This is a genomic window from Micromonospora sp. NBC_00330 (genome assembly GCF_036136635.1).
In the GTDB taxonomy this organism is placed as follows: domain Bacteria; phylum Actinomycetota; class Actinomycetes; order Mycobacteriales; family Micromonosporaceae; genus Micromonospora; species Micromonospora salmantinae.
The window spans coordinates 4,675,037-4,690,887 of record NZ_CP108012.1 but is presented as its reverse complement, the minus strand read 5'-3'; the positions used below and the strand labels follow the sequence as shown (position 1 = coordinate 4,690,887).

Sequence of the window (15,851 nt, the reverse complement as noted above, 5' to 3'; positions counted from 1 at the left end):
GTGCGGCTGACCTCGATTCACACGTACCCCATCAAGGGTTGTCACCGGCTCGACCACGACGACGCGTTCGTGCACCAGTGGGGCCTGGCCGGCGACCGGCGCTGGATGGTCGTGGACGCCGACGGGGTCGGCGTCACCCAGCGGGACACGACCCGGCTGGTCAATTTGCGCGCCTTCGTGCGCCCCGGCGGTCTGTCGCTGCGCGCCGACGGGCAACCCGACCTGGACGTGCCCGAGCCGGCCGGCGGCGAACCGGTAGCGGTCCGTACCTTCCGCAGCCGCACCTTCCCGGTCCCCGCGCTGCCGGCCGGGCAACCGGCCGACGACTGGCTCGGCGCCCTGCTCGGCCGACCGGTCCGACTGGTCTGGCTGGCCCGGCCGACCCGCCACCTGGCCGCCGGGACCCGCGAACACGACACCGGTGACCAGGTCAGTTTCGCCGACGCCTACCCGGTGCTGCTGGCGAACACCACCTCCCTCAACGCCCTCAACGACTGGCTGGCCGAGGCGGGGGAGGAACCGGTGCCGATGACCCGCTTCCGACCCAACCTGGTCGTCGACGGTGCGCCGGCCTGGGCCGAGGACGACTGGGTGGGCCGGCGGCTGCGCATCGGCGACCGGATGTTCCAGGCCGCCGGGCCGTGCGACCGCTGCGTGGTGACCACCACCGACCAGGAGACCGGGGTACGCACCAAGGAACCGCTGCGCACCCTCGGGCGGCACCGCAACGTCAAGCAGAAACTCCTCTTCGGACTGAACCTGGTGCCGATCGACAGCGGACCCCTGGCGGTGCACGCCCCGGTCGTCGTCGCGCCCTGACCGGCCCGCCGATCAGCAATCGGCACCCCACGGTCACCGTCCGTCGATGCTGTCTTAGCTTTGGCTTAGCCCGCTTGTCGGTACCCGACCCGGTCCGGCAGCATCGCCGTCGTGACGGACGGAAGCGCTGTCGACATCAACATCGACCTGGACCATCCTCCAGAGGACCGGCCCGCGCCGTCGTCCGGCGCGAAGCCCTGGCTGGTCGCCACCGGCGTCACCGTCCTCGCTGCGACGCTCGGACTCACCCTCACCCTGCACTCCGGCTCCACCCCGGCCTGCGCCGCCGCCCGGACGCTGGCCGCCGCGCCGCCCACCGGCAACGCCACGCACACCGGCAAGGCCACCTTCTACGACTCCAAGGGCGCCGGCGGCAACTGCTCGAACCCGGCTGCCCCGGCCAACCGGCTCTACGTCGCGCTCGGTCCGACGGAATACTCCGCCGGTGCCGCCTGCGGCGGATTCCTCGACGTCGTCGGCCCCAAGGGCACCGTCCGGGTGCTCATCATGGACCAGTGCCCGGAGTGCGAGCCCGGCCACCTCGACCTGTCCCGCGAGGCGTTCGCCCGGATCGCCGACCCCGTCCAGGGCCTCGTTCCGGTCACCTACCGCGCGGTGGTCAACCCGCCGCTGCCCGGACCACTCACCTTCCGGATCAAGGAGGGCGCGTCGCAGTGGTGGTTCGCCGTCCGCGTCGGCAACCACGGCAACCCGCTGCGGTCCGTCGAGGTCCGACAGCGCGACAGCGACCCCTGGCAGTCGGCCGCCCGGCAGGACTACAACTACTGGCTGATCGCCTCCGGCGCCGGGCCGGGCCCGTTCACCGTCCGGGTCGCCGACGTGTACGGCAACCGGGTCACCGTCGGCGGCATCCGGATGGCGCCGGGCCAGGTACAGAACAGCACGGTCCGGATGTACGGACCCGGTGCCGGGGCCGCCACACGTCGTCCGTCCGCGTCGCCCCGACCGCCGAGCAGTCGACCCGCCGTCACGCCGACGCCGACCCGTCGCTCGGTCGAGGTGGCGAGGACGAGCGCTCCGGCCACCGACGCGCCGACCACCAGCTCGGCCCGGGCCAACGCCCGGTGGTGCGAGGGCTGACCGCTCAGTCGGCCGCCGTCAGGTCGAGCCACATCAGAATCTCGTCCCGGTCGTCATCGGGGGCCACCCGCAACGCGCCCGGCAGTCGGCCGATCTCCCGGTACCCGAGGCGGCCGTAGAACTTGTCCAACCCCAGCCCGTCGCGCACCGTGACGTGCAGCGCCTCGTGGCCCAACGCCCTGCCCAGCCGGGCGGCCTCCACCATCAGCGCCGAGCCGTAGCCGGCACCCTGGGTGTCCGGGTGGACCATCACCCGCTTCAGCACACACCAGTGCGCCGTGAGCGGAAAACGGTTGTCACTGAAGATCAGCATTGCCGCCAGCCGGTCCCCGGAGTAGCCGACCAGCAGCCGATCCGGTCCGTCGGCGATGCCGGCGAAGGTCGGATCGGCGGTGACGTGCACGTCGCTGGCGGTGACCGGTGGCACGAAACCGACAGCGCCGCCGGCGTTGCTGACGTCCACCCAGAGGTCGACGATCTCGGCACGCAGCTGCGGGGTCAGGTCAGGATCGAGGACGAAACGCAGACTCACGCTCGCCATCCTGACCCAACGACCAGGCCCACGACCCGCGACAGTGACGCGCCCGACAACCGATCCTGGCTCCGACCGAGCCAGGACCCGTTGCGACTCAATGGCGATGTGGGGCCGACGGGATTCGAACCCGCACTGGTGCGGACCTAAACCGCATGCCTCCTGCCGTTGGGCTACGGCCCCTTGAAGCTGTACTCCACCAGCGTCCACGGCCACTCCAGCCGACGCGGCAGTCGCCTGCCTATCGGGAAGCCGGTCGGAGTAACCGCATCAGGATCGTAGACCACCTCGGGCTCCACGAGTGCAGGCCGTCGCTGACCAGCGTATGTAGAGGTCTGGCTGTGGCAATTGGGGCAGAGCAGACGAAGGTTACGCGGCCGGTTGTCGAGAAAATCGCCATTGATGTGGTCCACGTGCAGCGTCAATCTGGCACCTTGCCACGTTGACCCAATGCCGCACACCTCGCACGTCTCGGGAAGACCGATTGTCGCCAAGGCGCGTTTGAGGCGGATCCCTGGGATTCGACGGGAACCGGCCGGCAGCACTACCAGCAACTCCGTGGGGGACATGCGCCGCCAACGCACGCCTCGATTGTGTGCCTGACCGGTGAAGTGCGACGTGTCGATGCCGAACTTCTTGAGCTGTCGGCTGATGTGCGCGTGTGAGCCACCGCTGACGCGTACGCCGAGCAACCGCATCACCTCGGTGATGTTGCGGGCGACGGCGGCAGCGGCGGCCAGCGCTTCGGGCGTGTACTTGTATCGAACCACTGACGGACCGTAGCGATCCGGTACGACAGATCAGTCCAGGCCGAGGTCGCGGCGGAGTTTGGCGACGTGCCCGGTGGCCTTGACGTTGTAGAGCGCCCGCTCGACCTTGCCGTCGGCGTCGATCACGAACGTCGAGCGGATCACGCCGGTGACGGTCTTGCCGTAGAGCTGCTTCTCGCCGTACGCGCCGTAGGCGGTCAGCACTGACTTGTCCGGGTCCGACACCAGCGGGAAGGTGATGGCGTCGCGCTCGCGGAACTTCGCCAGCTTCTCCGGCTTGTCCGGGGAGATGCCGACGACTTCGTAGCCGGCGGCCTGGAGCGAGGCGAGCGAGTCGCGGAAGTCGCAGGCCTGCTTGGTGCAGCCGGGGGTCATCGCGGCCGGGTAGGCGTACAGGACGACCTTGCGACCTCGCAGGTCGGCGAGGGAGAGCTGGTCGCCGGTGTCGGTGGCGAGGGTGAACTCGGGCGCGGGGTCACCGGGGGAGAGGCGGTCGGGCGAGGTCATGGCCTCGACCCTACCGCCGTGCCGGCGAGCGCCGCCGACGGCGCGACGGGTCGGCGTGTGGGGGTACGGCGCGTCAAAGTCAACTCGTGGTTCTGCAAACCGGGGCCTCCCCGAGCCGCGGACAACCCGGTATCAAGGACGCCACCTCGATCACCAGAAAAGGGCCGGCGGGGCCTGACCTGGAGTGATCAAGCCCATGCGTTGTTGCCAGAGTCTGGCAACAACGATGCTTGGGAAATAGGCTGACCCACGCCGGCCCGGTCGGGCCCGCTGACGCGTGGGAGGTCGCGTGGAGACACTGGCGATGCACATCTCGAACGGGATCATCGACGGTCCCGTGGCAGCGATCTTCGCTGCGCTCGCTCTTGCCGCGCTCACCGCCTGCGTTCTGCGCGGCCGGCGCGACCTGGACGACCGGCTGGCCCCGATGGCCGGCCTGGTGGCGGCGTTCATCTTCGCCGTCCAGATGCTCAACTTCCCCATCTTCACGGCCGGTGTCAGTGGCCACCTGCTCGGTGGCGCGCTCGCCGCCATGCTGGTCGGCCCGTGGGTCGGCGCGCTCTGCGTGGCGGTGGTGCTTGTCGTACAGGCACTGATCTTCGGCGACGGCGGCGTGGCGATGCTCGGCCTCAACATCACGAACATGGCGTTGCTCGGCACCGCCGCGGCGTACGCGCTGATCGCGCTGCTGTTGCGGGTGCTGCCCCGCACGCGGGCCGGTCTGGCCGTGACCGCGTTCGTCGCCGCGACCATCAGCGTGGTGGTGGCGTCGCAGGGCTTCGTCCTGGAGTACTGGCTGGGTGGCACCACCGACCTGGGCAACAACCTGGGTGGCCTGGCCGGCACGATGGCCGGTGTCCACCTGCTGATCGGCATCGGCGAGGGCCTGATCACCGCGACCACGGTGCTCACCGTCGCGAAGGTACGCCCCGACCTGGTGTACGCGCTGCGTTCCCTGCGCGCGCCCGCCGCCCCCGCCGTCCCGGTCGCCGGAGGTGTCCGATGAAGAACCGTTCCTGGGCCTTCCTGGCCGGTGGCCTGCTGGTCGCCCTGCTGCTCGCCGGCGTGGTGAGCAACTACGCCTCCTCCCACCCGGATGGGCTGGACTCGTCCCTGCTCAAGGGCTGCACCGTCGACGCCGACGACAACATCGTCGCTGGGAGCTGCCCGGCCCAGCAGGCCCGTGACCACGAGTTGGCCGACAGCCCGCTCGCCGACTACGGCGTACGCGGTGTGCGGAACAGCTTCGTCTCCACCGGCCTCTCCGGGGTGCTCGGCGTGCTGGTCACCTTCGCGATCGGGGCCGGCGGGTTCTGGCTGCTGCGCCGTCGAGGTGGCACGCCGACCGACGCTGACGCGGCGACGCCCACCGAGGGCGACCCGGCGACGTCCGGCGACGTCCGGCGCCGCGCCGACGCGGCCAGCTGAGCAGGGGTACGCGAATGGGGGCCGGTCACGGGCACGTGCTGTACCGCGAGTCGGACTCGCCGGTGCACCGGCTCCCGCCCGAGGTCAAGATCGTGGCGATGGTGGTCTTCACCCTCGCCGTGGTGGCCACTCCACGCGAGGCGTTCTGGGCCTTCGGCGCGTACGCCGTGCTGGTGGCGGCGGTGGCGGCGCTGGCCCGGGTGGGCCCACGGTGGTTGCTCGGCCGAGCGTTGATCGAGCTGCCGTTCGTGCTGTTCGCCGTCGCCCTGCCGTTCCTGGGCAGCGGCGACCGGGTCGAGGTGCTGGGCCTGCGGCTGTCCGAGGACGGGCTGCACGGCGCGTGGAACATCCTGGCCAAGGGCACCCTGGGGGTGCTCGCCTCGCTGCTGCTCGCCGCGACCACCACGACCCGGGACCTGATCGTGGGGCTGGACCGGCTGCACTGCCCGCAGGTGCTCACCCAGATCGCCACGTTCATGCTGCGCTACCTCGACGTGCTGGTCGGCGAGGCGCGGCGGATGCGGGTGGCCCGGATCTCCCGGGGCGACGACCCGCGCTTCCTGTGGCAGCTGCGCGGCTTCGCCGCCGGCATCGGGGCGTTGTTCCTGCGCGCCTTCGAGCGTGGCGAGCGGGTCTATCTGGCGATGCTGTCCCGGGGCTACACCGGGCGGATGCCCGCCGTGTGGCAGGGCGAGGGTGCGGCGAGCGCCGGTCAGTGGCTGGTCGCCGCGACAGTGCCGGTGTTGGCGGCCTCCATCGCCGCCACCGCCGTCGTGCTGTCATGATCGGTGTCGTGCAGACCGCTGTCTCGCTGGACGTTCGGGGTGTTCGTTACGCGTACCCGGACGGGCACGTCGCCCTTCAGGGGGTCGACCTGAGCGTGCCGCGTGGCGACCGGGTGGCGCTGCTCGGGCCCAACGGCGCCGGCAAGACCACGCTGGTGCTGCACCTCAACGGCATCCTCACCCCGACCGAGGGCAGCGTGAGCGTCGGCGGGCTGACTGTCACGCCGGATCGGGCCACCCTGGCCGAGGTACGTCGCCGGGTGGGCATCGTCTTCCAGGACCCGGACGACCAGTTGTTCCTGCCCACTGTGGCGGAGGACGTGGCGTTCGGGCCGGCGAACCTGGGTCTGCGTGGGGCCGAGTTGGCCGCCCGGGTGGACGAGGCGCTCGCCGCTGTGGGGATGAGTGAGCATCGGGAACGGGCCCCGCAGCACCTGTCGTTCGGGCAGCGCCGCCGGGTGGCGGTGGCCACGGTGCTCGCCATGCACCCGGAGATCCTGGTGCTCGACGAGCCGTCGTCGAACCTGGACCCGGCGGCCCGTCGGGAGCTGGCCGAGATCCTGCGCGGCCTGCCGGTGACCCTGCTGATGGTCACTCACGACCTGCCGTACGCGGCGGAGCTGTGCGAGCGCTCGGTGATCCTGGACGACGGCCGGATCGTCGCCGACGCCCCCACCACCACACTGCTCAACGACGCCCCCCTGCTGGCAAGACACCGCCTGGAACTGCCCCGAGGCTTCACCCCGCAGCCCTAGCCCCACCCCCACCCCCACCCCCGCCCGCCCGCCCGCCGCGATCTTGCACTTTCTGTGCCCGCATTTGCTTTGAAAAGCCGCATATCCCCAACACAGACTGCAAGATCGGCGCGCGTGGGGCGGCGCGGCGCGGCGTGGCGCGGGGTGGCGCGGGGTGGCGCGGGGCGGCGCGGCGCGGGGCGCGGGCTGTGGGGTCAGGGGGTTGGGGTTGGGACGGGTGCTGCTGTGGTGCGGGAGGTGGCGTGTAGGCGCAGGATGCCGAAAGCCGTCGCGCCGGCACCGGTGATCAGGAAGAGCGCCACCATCACCCGGGCGGCAGCGGGTGACCAGGGCACCGGCGCGATGGCGCGGGCGAACACGGCGGCGTTCGACGCTCCGGCGAAGAGCGCCAGGCAGGCTCCGGCCAGCGCGACCACGAAGTCGGCGGCCGGCCGGCGGGTCAGCGCGTACCAACCGGCGGCGATCGCGCCGAGGCCGGTGAGCAGGGACCAGATCTGCCCGGAGAGCAGCCCGACCAGCACCCCGCCCACGCCCTGGGCGCCCGCGTCCAACTCCCGTCCCACCGGGTAGCCGACGGCCAGCACGCCGCCGACGATCAGCAGCACGCCGAGCGCGGACAGCGCGCGGGCGCCGGCCGGGGCGGTGGCGGCGAACAGGCCGAGCGCGCCCACCGCGAGCAGCCCCACGATGGTCGCGGCCCACCAGGTGTACGCGTCCGGCGGCGGCACCCAGTCCAGCGTGCCGCCGATCACCACCGGGTCGGTGCCGTCGCGCAGTGGGATGGTCCAGTCCCGGACCCGGTGCTCGCGGTCGGGTGCGGCGCGTACCGCGGCCGGTGGCCCCGGCTCCTGCCACAGCGCGCGTTGGTCGTGCCAGCGTGCGGTGGTGCCGTCGTCGATCCGTTGCCAGGACGGTGCGGCGGCGGGGTCGGCCTCGGCCGGGAGCGCGGTGTTCCCGTCGATGGTGCGGTTCAGGTACGTGGCGGGGGAGTGGCTGTTCTCGAAGACCCCGTCCGGTCCGACGCGCAGGTACGGCTCGCCGGAGTAGCCGATGACCTCGATGGCGCGGCCGGTGCGGTTGGTCAGCTCCAGTCGGGCGCCCGCCTCGATGACGCGTACCTCGAGCCCTGGCCGCGCCGGTGCCACCCCGGTGGTCCGGGTGCGGTAGTCGGTGCCGTCCGGTGCGTCCGCGCCGTGTGCGGCGGCGGGCGCCGCGCTGATCACTGTCACCAGGCCGGCTGCGGCGGCGACCAGGCCGGCACGGCCCAGCAGGGTGCGGATCACTTGCCGGCCGCCGCCACGGCTGCGGTGAGAGCGTCAGGGGTGGGGTTCTCGAGGGGCTGACCGTTGATCTTGACGGTCGGCGTGCCGGTGACGTTGCTCTGGCTGGCGTCCTCGGTGACGTGCTCGGTCCAGGTCCGGTACGTCTTGTCCTTCACGCAGCCGCCGAAGGAGCCGCGGTCGAGGCCCACGCTGGTGCCGATGTCGATGAGCTTGTCGTCGGTGAGCCCGGCGCTGCCCTCGGGCGGCTGCTGGGCGAAGAGCGCCTTGGCGTACTCGTGGTACTTGCCGCCCGCCGCCGCGCAGCCGGAGGCGGCCGAGGAACGGGTGGAGTACTGGGTGGTGGAGAAGCGGTTGAGGAACGCGACCGGGTGGTAGACCACCTTCGCCTTGTTCTCGGCCACCAACTGTTCGAGCGTCGACCCGCTGGTCTGCTCGAACTGCTTGCAGGCCGGGCAGAGGAAGTCCTCGTAGACGTCGACGGTGACCGGCCCGCCGCCGGTGACGATGCCGGTGCCGGCCGCGTTGGCGCCGGGCGGGGTGGTGAAGCTGTCGGAGCGCTGGCTGGACCAGACGGCCCAGCCGATGCCGCCGGCGATGACCAGGACGAGGACCGCGGCGACGGAGACCCAGATCGTGCGGCGGCGGCGCCGCTCGCGGGCCAACTGCTCGCGGACCACCCGGGCGGCGTCCCGCTGCCCCTTGCGACTACTCATCCTCGTCCTCCACAACGGGTTCGCCGGACAACCACCCGTCCACCGATACCGGCGTACGCGGCCAGATCAGCAGAAACCCGGCCAGAACCAAGAATCCCAGGTCCCGGAGGATCTCCGGGAGGTAACTGGGTGCCTGCCCCGCGGCCAACTGCCCGCCGCTGCCGAAGCAGCCGCAGTCGATGGCCAGCCCACGCGCCCAGGCCGAGGCGATCCCCACGATGAAGACCACCAGCAGTGCGGCGGACACCCCGGCGACGAGCCGGGTGGCCAGCCCGAGCAGCAGCAGCACGCCCAACGCCAGCTCGACGAAGGGGAGGGCCGCGCCGATCACTGTCGCCACGTCGTACGGCATCACCTGGTACGCGTTGACCGCCCGCCCGGAGGCGGCGAGGTCACTGACCTTCGACGCGCCGGCTACCAGCCAGACGGCGGCGAGGCCGAGTCGGGCCGCGATGCCGAGCCACGGGCGGACCAGTGGCCAACGGCCGCCGCGGGTGGAAGGTGCTGTCACGCTCATTTGTCGTCCCGTCCGCGCCGGAAGTTCCGCGTTCAGCCGGTCAGGGCGTCGCCGACCGCCTCGACCAGGTCGTCCCGGGCCCGGGCGACCCGGGACCGGATGGTGCCCACCGGCACCCCTTCGACGGCGGCGGCCTCGGCGTACGACAGGCCGAGCAGTTGGGTGAGCACGAACGCGGAGCGCCGCTCGGGGCCGAGGCGACGAACGAGGTCGGCGGCGCCGAACTGGCCGGCCGGGTCCGGGTGCGGTCGGTCGGTGTATGCGTTCGCCGCCAGGCGCTCGTCGAGCCGCCGCCGCCTGATGACGGTGCGCAGGTGGTCGGCGCAGGCCCGCCGGGCGATGCCGAGCAGCCAGGTGCGGGCGCTGGAGCGACCCTCGAAGGCGGGGAGTGCCCGGAACGCCCGCAGGTAGGTTTCCTGGGCCAGGTCGTCGGCGCTGTCCGGGTCGACCAGGGCGGCGGCGAACCGCCAGACCTCGGCCTGGGTCAGCCGGACGAACGCGGCCTGGGCGGTGGGGTCACCGTCGCGGGCGGTCAGCGCCCACTCGGTTGCCGGGTCCCGGGCGACCTCGTCGACCGGCTCCGCCGGACGGGCGGCACCGGAGTCACGCGGGACAGGGATCACGACACATCAGGTTACGCGGCAGTCGGCGGCGCGTCAGGGTCGTTGGGCCCTCGGATGGTCTGCGCCACGTCGGGAACTTTTCCCCGACCCCGGCCGACTACCAGTTCATGACGTGCGACCACAGAAGCGACCACCCCCCTCGGGTCGCCGAATGGGACACCCATCGGCGACCATGGCCGGCATGACTGTCGCCCCCCACCGCTGGGTCGCCAGGCTGGCCGCAGCCGCCGGCCTCCTGGTCACCGTCGTCGCCTTGTTGCTCGCGCCAGCCACTCCCGCCAGCGCCCACGCGGTGCTGCAGAGCAGCAGCCCGGCCGCCGCCTCCATCGTGCCGAGCGGGCCGTCCGAGGTGGTCCTCACGTTCAGCGAGTCGGTCCGCAAGGTGCCCGGCAAGATCCGGGTCATCGCTCCGGACGGTTCCCGGGCCGACCGGGGTGAACCGTCGTTCAGCGGCGGTGTGGTGACCATTCCGGTGGACCCGGCCGGTGCCCGCGGCACCTACCTGGTCAGCTTCCGGGTGATCTCCGCCGACAGTCATCCGGTCTCCGGGGCGTACACCTACTCGGTCGGCGCACCCTCGACCCCACCCGTCGACTCCGGCACCGACAGCCGCGCCAACCCGGTGGTGGGGACGGCGGTGAAGGTGGCCCGCTTCCTCGGCTACGCCGGCCTGGTGCTGCTGGTGGGGCCGGCGCTGGTGCTCGCCGCGCTCTGGCCACGGCGGCTCTCCCGGCGGGGGCCGACCCGGCTGGCCTGGACCGGCCTCGGTCTGGTGGCCGTCGCCACCCTCGCCGACCTGTGGTTGCAGGTGCCCTACACGGCCGGTGGTGGTCTCTTCGACGTCACCGGCGAGGGGTTCGGCAGTGTGTTCGGCAGCGCCTTCGGCGCCGCCCACCTGGTCCGACTCGGCCTGCTGGCGGCGTCCGTCTTCCTGCTCCGCCCGCTGCTGGCCCGGCCCGTCGGCCGCGCGGACGCGATCATCCTGGCTGTGCTCGGCGGCGCCGCCCTGCTGACCTGGCCGTTGGCCGGGCACCCGGCGGCCTCCCCGGCGCCGGCGGTCTCCGTGGTGGTCGACGCGGTCCACCTGGGCAGCATGGCGGTCTGGCTGGGTGGTCTGCTCATGCTCGCGGTCTTCCTGCTGCGCCAGGCCGACGAGCGGGAGTTGGGCGCGATCCTGCCGATCTGGTCGCGCTGGGCGGCGCTCGCCGTCTCGGCGCTGCTGCTGGCCGGCACCGTCCAGGCGCTGATCGAGGTGGCCACCCCGCAGGCGCTGTTCGACACCACGTACGGGCGCTTGCTGCTCGCCAAGATCGGGTTGTTCGCGCTGGTCATCGCCGTTGCCGCGTACTCCCGGAAGTTGGTGCGCAGCCGCGTCGCCGCGCAACGCCCGGCACCGGTGCGCCGGGCGGTCCTGGTGGAGCTGGCCGTCACGGTGGTGGTGCTGGCCGTGTCCGCCACGCTCGTGCAGACCACGCCCGCGCGCACCGCCGCGGCCGGCCCGTCCGCCGGGGCCGAGGCCGGCCTCTTCAGCACCAGGCTCTCCAGCCCGCTGCTGACCGTCGAGGTCGAGGTGAGCCCGGGCGAGCGGGGCAACAACTCGGTGCACCTGTACGCGTACGACAAGGCCAACCAGCCACTGCTGGTCGCGGAGTGGAAGGCGACAGTCGCGTTGCCCTCGGCCGGGATCGAGCCGATCGAGGTGCCGTTGCTCCGCTTGACCGACAGTCACGCCTACGGCGACATCAGCCTGCCGACCGCCGGCGAGTGGCAACTGAAGATCACCGCCCGAACGACCGACATCGACCAGGCCACGGTGACCGCCACCGTGCCCATCCGTTAGAGAGGTTCGCGAAACCCATGACCCGATTCCGGCGTACCGCAACCGCCGCTGCCGCCCTGGCGTTCACCGCCGCCGCCACCGCTGTGCTCGGCTTCGCCGGACCGGCGTCCGCGCACGTCACTGTGAACCCGAAGGAGGCGACCCAGGGTGGCTACGCCCGGGTGGCGTTCCGGGTGCCCAACGAGAGCGACACCGCGTCGACCACCAAGCTGGAGGTGGTACTGCCGGAGAACGCCCCGGTCGGCTCGGTGTCGACGATGCCGGTGCCCGGCTGGACGGTCACCACGGAGAAGCGCAAGGTGGACCCGCCGATCGAGGTGCACGGCAGTCAGCTCACCGAAGCGGTCTCCAAGATCACCTGGACGGCCTCCGGCGACGCGGGGGTGAAGCCGGGTCAGTTCCAGGAGTTCCCTGTCTCGCTGGGGCCGCTGCCGCAGGTCGACTCGATGGTCTTCAAGACCCTTCAGACCTACTCGGACGGCAACATCTCGCGGTGGATCGACGACCCGGCGCCGGGTGCCGAGGAGCCGGAACACCCGGCCCCGGTGCTCACCCTGGCCGCCGCCGCGGCGCCGTCGGGTTCGGCCTCGCCGGCCGCAGCCGTCGCCTCGCCCGACGACGATGACGACGACGACGGCAACGGGCTGGCGGTCGGCCTCGGTGTGGCCGGTCTCGTCGCCGGTCTGGCCGGTCTGGTGCTGGGCGGGCTCGCGTTCACGCGTACCCGCCGGGAGCCGGTCGCCAAGGCCTGACCCTGTTCCACCCGCTGGCCCGCCGGATCTTCCGGCGGGCCGGCGCGCTTTCCGGAGTCGATGCCGACCGTGCCGTGGATATCCCCTGATCAGGCGGTGTACGTCGGTAAGGTCGGCCGGGTATTTGGCTACGGAGGGGGACGGCGCGGATGCGGTTCGTGCGGGTGATCGCCGGAGTGCTGCTGTTGGTAGTGGGAATTCCGGCGCTGTTCGCCGGTGGCGGGCTGTGGCTGGTGACTCGACACGCCGACCCCGGCGGGTCCTTCGCCGCCCGTTTCGAAACGGTCCGCACGCCCGGTCACGCGATCGTCGTCACCGACCTCGACCGGTTGCTGCGGCAGGAGGCGCCCTTCGCGCGTACCGCGCAGACCCGGCTGCGCCTGGACGCCCGCACCACGGGCGGACCGGCCTTCGTCGGACTGGCGCCCACCGCCGAGGTGCGTGGCTGGCTGGAGGCGGTGCCGCACGCCACTGTCCGTCGGGTGGCGCTGGCCCGGGGTCCGCTACCGGTCCGGCTCGATCCGGCCGGACCGGCCGCCGACACCCCGGGCGTCGCCACGGTCGACGGGCCGGTCACGCCGCTGGGCCGGCCCTTCTGGGTACGCGAGGGGATCGGCTCGCTGGAGTGGAGCGCGGACGACCTCGCCGGCGAACCCATGAGCCTGGTGGTGATGCGCCCCGACGGCGAGGGCGACCTGGCCCTGGACCTGCGCGCGGAGTTGCGGGCCGGGTGGACCGGCCCGGCCACCTGGGGTCTGCTGACCGTCGGCGTGCTGCTGGTGGTGTGCGCGGCGCTGCTCCTGCTGCGGCCGCTACGGCCACGCGAGGTGATCTTCGTGGTCGAGCCGGATCAGGTGCCGGTGCTCGCCGGCCGGCTCGGGGTCACCTCGCTGAGTGGCCTGGGCCCCCGCCAACCCGATCCGACCCCGCCGTTGCCGGCACGACAGCTCACCCCGGTCGGCTCCGGAGCCCCGGAACCCGCCCGGTCGGCGATCGGCGCGGCCCGCGCGGCCACCCTCGCCGACCTGGACGAACCGGTCCGGCTGCCCCGCCCACCGGAGGTGACGCTGAGTCTCGCCTGGCCGCCGGCCGACGTGGACGAGCCCACGGCCCGGCCGGTGGCGGCCGCACCGGGCGACGATCCGGCCCGTGGCGGCCCCGTCGGGTGACGGCCCACCGGTGGTGGTGGGTAAGACGGCGAGTGGCCCTCCGCGCTGCCGACGCGGAGGGCCACCCTCACCGGGGGATCGGTGCTACCCGAGCGACGCTTGAGGTAGATGAGGACAGATTAGCGCCGAACGTGGCTACTCGGGAGGTCTGTCCAATTGGTGCGATTTTCCGCACCGAGCCCGGAGCGCACCGGCAACGCCACCAGCAGCAGCAGGCTGAGCAGCACGTAGGTGTTCTGCACGACGAAGTCCACCGGGTCGTGAGTGCGGACCGGTCCCGCGCCCCAGGCCTGGAACGTCACCACGCCGTAGATGGTCACGGCGGTGATGCCCAACGCGAGCCCGGCCAGCCACCGACGCCGGCGTGCCTCCTCCGGACGGTCCGCGCTCAACGCCGCGTCGGCGAGCACCACCACCGCCGGCACGAACCAGTAGATGTGGTGGGTCCAGGTGATCGGGCTCGCCAGGGAACCGACCAACCCGGTCAACGTCAGGCCGGTCAACGCGTCACCGGCCCGCGCCGCGCGGGCGGCCCGCCACAGCCCGTAACCGGCGACCGCGGCGACCAGCAGCAGCCAGAGCAGCCGGTCCGGCTTCTCCGGCTCGGTGAACCGGCTGAGCAGGCCGAACAGCGACTGGTTGCCGACGATGTCGGTGCGACCCACCCGCTCGGTGGTCCACAGCTCGTGCGTCCAGAACCGCCACGAGTCACGAGGGGCGATCGCCGCCGCGAGCAGGGTCGCCGCCGCCGCTGTCGCGCTCGCCACCGCCGCGGCCCGCCACCGTCGGGTGGCCAGCAGGTAGACGATGAAGATGCCGGGAAAGAGCTTGAGCGCCGTCGCCAGCCCCACGCCCACCCCGGCCCAGCGTCTCGCCTGCGGTACCGCGAACAGCAGATCGGCCAGGATCAGCACGACCAGCAGCATGTTGATCTGGCCGAAGGTGATCGTCTCGCGGATGCTCTCCACCGCCAGCACCAGCAGTACGGCGGCGATCAGGGTGAACGTTCGGGGCAGATCGTGGCGGGCGATCACCGGCGTCACCAACCACCGGGTGGTCAGCACCACGGCCAGCACCGTGAGCGCCGTGAAGATCGCCACGGTGGCGCCCAGCCGCAACAGACCGAACGGCCACAGCAGCAGCGCGCTGAATGGTGGGTAGGTGAAGTACAACTCGCCCTGCACCCGGTCGGGCTGGACGTAGTCGTAGAGCGGGTGGCCGACGCGCCACCAGTCCATCGCGGACATGTAGATCTTGAGATCGAAGAAGTTGTGCACGAGGCCGGGCAGGTACAGCGCTGGCAGCACAGCGCCGAGGGCCACCACCGCGACCAGACGACGGACCGTACGGCCGCCGGGATCGTCTTCGGTGACGGCGGGCGGTGCGACGGGTTCTGCTGGCACCCCGAAACCCTAGCGGTCCGGTCCGCCGAGAGCGCGCAGCCGCGGGGCGTGGGCTGCGCGTAGGCTGTCCCGGTGGCTGATCTCCTCGTCTGGATCGACTGTGAGATGACTGGGTTGGACCTCGGCAGGGACAAACTGATCGAGGTTGCGGCACTGGTCACCGATCCCGACCTCAACGTGCTGGGTGACGGTGTCGACGTGGTGATCCACGCCGACGAGGCGGCACTGGAGGGGATGCCGGAGATCGTGCAGACCATGCACGCCAAGTCCGGTCTCACCGAGGAGGTCCGTCGTTCGGCGGTCACCCTCGCCGAGGCCGAGGACCTGGTCCTGGACTACGTCCGCACCTTCGTCAAGGATCCGCGTACGGCTCCGCTCTGCGGCAACTCGATCGCCACCGACCGGGGCTTCATCGCCCGGGACATGCCCCGCCTCGACGCCCACCTGCACTACCGGATGATCGACGTGTCGTCGATCAAGGAACTCTGCCGCCGCTGGTACCCCCGGGTGTACTTCGGCCAGCCGCAGAAGGGTCTCGCGCATCGGGCGCTGGCCGACATCCGGGAGAGCATCCGGGAGTTGGAGTACTACCGGCGCACCGTCTTCGTTCCGCTGCCCGGCCCGGATGTCGAGACCGCCAAGGCCATCGCCGCCGAACTCTGACCGCGCCGGCTCGTGGCGGGGGGCAGGGAACCCGCTGGACGAGGTGCGTCGCGGTGTGGCTATTATTGGTCCGCACCCCGCCCGGAGCGATCGACCGGGCGACGGCGGCATGGTGGCTGTAGCTCAGTTGGCAGAGCACCGGGTTGTGGTCCCGGTTGTCGTGGGTTCAATTCCCATCAGTCACCCAGCTG

18 protein-coding genes and 2 tRNA genes are annotated in these 15,851 nt (G+C 71.9%); 11 read left to right on the top strand and 9 right to left on the bottom strand.

All coding sequences use genetic code 11. The features are described from left to right. Both OG598_RS21115 and OG598_RS21110 read left to right on the top strand, forming a co-directional pair. Positions 1-819, top strand: a complete 819-nt coding sequence (locus OG598_RS21115; RefSeq protein WP_328650728.1) for an MOSC domain-containing protein — start codon at positions 1-3, stop codon at positions 817-819. 111 nt (positions 820-930) lie between these two features. Continuing rightward, complete coding sequence (locus OG598_RS21110) at positions 931-1,920, top strand: expansin EXLX1 family cellulose-binding protein (RefSeq protein WP_328650727.1); 990 nt, start codon at positions 931-933, stop codon at positions 1,918-1,920. Positions 1,921-1,924: 4 nt separating this feature from the next. Here the strand turns inward: OG598_RS21110 and OG598_RS21105 are convergent, their stop codons facing one another. The 4 genes from OG598_RS21105 to bcp all read right to left on the bottom strand — a co-directional run bounded on the left by OG598_RS21105 (position 1,925) and on the right by bcp (position 3,729). Beyond that, positions 1,925-2,452, bottom strand: a complete 528-nt coding sequence (locus tag OG598_RS21105) for a GNAT family N-acetyltransferase (RefSeq protein WP_328650726.1) — start codon at positions 2,450-2,452, stop codon at positions 1,925-1,927. Positions 2,453-2,561: 109 nt separating this feature from the next. Then, positions 2,562-2,635 (bottom strand) — tRNA-Leu (locus tag OG598_RS21100). After that, positions 2,626-3,222, bottom strand: coding sequence for an HNH endonuclease signature motif containing protein (locus OG598_RS21095; protein WP_328650725.1), 597 nt, complete (start codon positions 3,220-3,222; stop codon positions 2,626-2,628). The genes OG598_RS21100 and OG598_RS21095 overlap by 10 nt, the downstream gene beginning before the upstream one ends. A gap of 30 nt (positions 3,223-3,252) precedes the next feature. Continuing rightward, entirely contained in the window at positions 3,253-3,729 is a 477-nt protein-coding gene (bcp, locus tag OG598_RS21090) for a thioredoxin-dependent thiol peroxidase (protein ID WP_091393498.1), read from the bottom strand. A gap of 289 nt (positions 3,730-4,018) precedes the next feature. Between bcp and OG598_RS21085 the strand changes: the two genes are divergently transcribed. From OG598_RS21085 to OG598_RS21070, 4 genes are read left to right on the top strand one after another with little or no spacing between them, the layout of a single operon-like run. Beyond that, the gene (locus OG598_RS21085) at positions 4,019-4,735 is read left to right on the top strand and encodes an energy-coupling factor ABC transporter permease (RefSeq protein WP_328650724.1); all 717 of its coding nucleotides are present in this window, start codon (positions 4,019-4,021) and stop codon (positions 4,733-4,735) included. Beyond that, positions 4,732-5,157, top strand: a complete 426-nt coding sequence (locus tag OG598_RS21080) for a PDGLE domain-containing protein (RefSeq protein ID WP_328650723.1) — start codon at positions 4,732-4,734, stop codon at positions 5,155-5,157. Before OG598_RS21085 ends, OG598_RS21080 begins: the two co-directional genes overlap by 4 nt. Positions 5,158-5,171: 14 nt before the next feature. After that, entirely contained in the window at positions 5,172-5,942 is a 771-nt protein-coding gene (gene cbiQ, locus OG598_RS21075) for a cobalt ECF transporter T component CbiQ (RefSeq protein WP_328650722.1), read from the top strand. Further along, positions 5,939-6,697: an energy-coupling factor ABC transporter ATP-binding protein gene (locus tag OG598_RS21070; RefSeq protein WP_328650721.1), complete on the top strand. Its 759-nt coding sequence runs from the start codon at positions 5,939-5,941 to the stop codon at positions 6,695-6,697. Before cbiQ ends, OG598_RS21070 begins: the two co-directional genes overlap by 4 nt. Positions 6,698-6,891: 194 nt before the next feature. Here the strand turns inward: OG598_RS21070 and OG598_RS21065 are convergent, their stop codons facing one another. The 4 genes from OG598_RS21065 to OG598_RS21050 are packed head-to-tail and all read right to left on the bottom strand — an operon-like array spanning position 6,892 to position 9,833. Continuing rightward, on the bottom strand, positions 6,892-7,980 hold the full coding sequence (locus OG598_RS21065; protein ID WP_328650720.1) for a hypothetical protein: 1,089 nt from the start codon (positions 7,978-7,980) through the stop codon (positions 6,892-6,894). Then, positions 7,977-8,693 (bottom strand): DsbA family protein, encoded by a 717-nt coding sequence (locus OG598_RS21060; protein ID WP_328650719.1) that lies wholly within the window; start codon positions 8,691-8,693, stop codon positions 7,977-7,979. The genes OG598_RS21065 and OG598_RS21060 overlap by 4 nt, the downstream gene beginning before the upstream one ends. Further along, positions 8,686-9,210: a MauE/DoxX family redox-associated membrane protein gene (locus OG598_RS21055; RefSeq protein WP_328650718.1), complete on the bottom strand. Its 525-nt coding sequence runs from the start codon at positions 9,208-9,210 to the stop codon at positions 8,686-8,688. The genes OG598_RS21060 and OG598_RS21055 overlap by 8 nt, the downstream gene beginning before the upstream one ends. Positions 9,211-9,242: 32 nt before the next feature. Next, positions 9,243-9,833: a sigma-70 family RNA polymerase sigma factor gene (locus tag OG598_RS21050; RefSeq protein ID WP_328650717.1), complete on the bottom strand. Its 591-nt coding sequence runs from the start codon at positions 9,831-9,833 to the stop codon at positions 9,243-9,245. 172 nt (positions 9,834-10,005) lie between these two features. Between OG598_RS21050 and OG598_RS21045 the strand changes: the two genes are divergently transcribed. The 3 genes from OG598_RS21045 to OG598_RS33570 all read left to right on the top strand — a co-directional run bounded on the left by OG598_RS21045 (position 10,006) and on the right by OG598_RS33570 (position 13,594). Next, positions 10,006-11,673, top strand: a complete 1,668-nt coding sequence (locus OG598_RS21045) for a copper resistance CopC/CopD family protein (protein WP_328655395.1) — start codon at positions 10,006-10,008, stop codon at positions 11,671-11,673. Between the two features lie 17 nt (positions 11,674-11,690). Continuing rightward, on the top strand, positions 11,691-12,425 hold the full coding sequence (locus OG598_RS21040) for a YcnI family copper-binding membrane protein (protein WP_328650716.1): 735 nt from the start codon (positions 11,691-11,693) through the stop codon (positions 12,423-12,425). A gap of 149 nt (positions 12,426-12,574) precedes the next feature. After that, on the top strand, positions 12,575-13,594 hold the full coding sequence (locus OG598_RS33570; RefSeq protein ID WP_442931337.1) for a hypothetical protein: 1,020 nt from the start codon (positions 12,575-12,577) through the stop codon (positions 13,592-13,594). A 119-nt stretch (positions 13,595-13,713) separates the two neighbouring features. On the opposite strand, the gene OG598_RS21030 is transcribed toward OG598_RS33570, so the two are convergent. Continuing rightward, positions 13,714-14,997, bottom strand: a complete 1,284-nt coding sequence (locus OG598_RS21030) for a glycosyltransferase 87 family protein (protein ID WP_328650715.1) — start codon at positions 14,995-14,997, stop codon at positions 13,714-13,716. Between the two features lie 72 nt (positions 14,998-15,069). Between OG598_RS21030 and orn the strand changes: the two genes are divergently transcribed. Beyond that, on the top strand, positions 15,070-15,660 hold the full coding sequence (orn, locus tag OG598_RS21025) for an oligoribonuclease (protein WP_091393455.1): 591 nt from the start codon (positions 15,070-15,072) through the stop codon (positions 15,658-15,660). Between the two features lie 112 nt (positions 15,661-15,772). Then, positions 15,773-15,845, top strand: a tRNA-His gene (locus OG598_RS21020). Positions 15,846-15,851 lie beyond the last annotated feature (6 nt).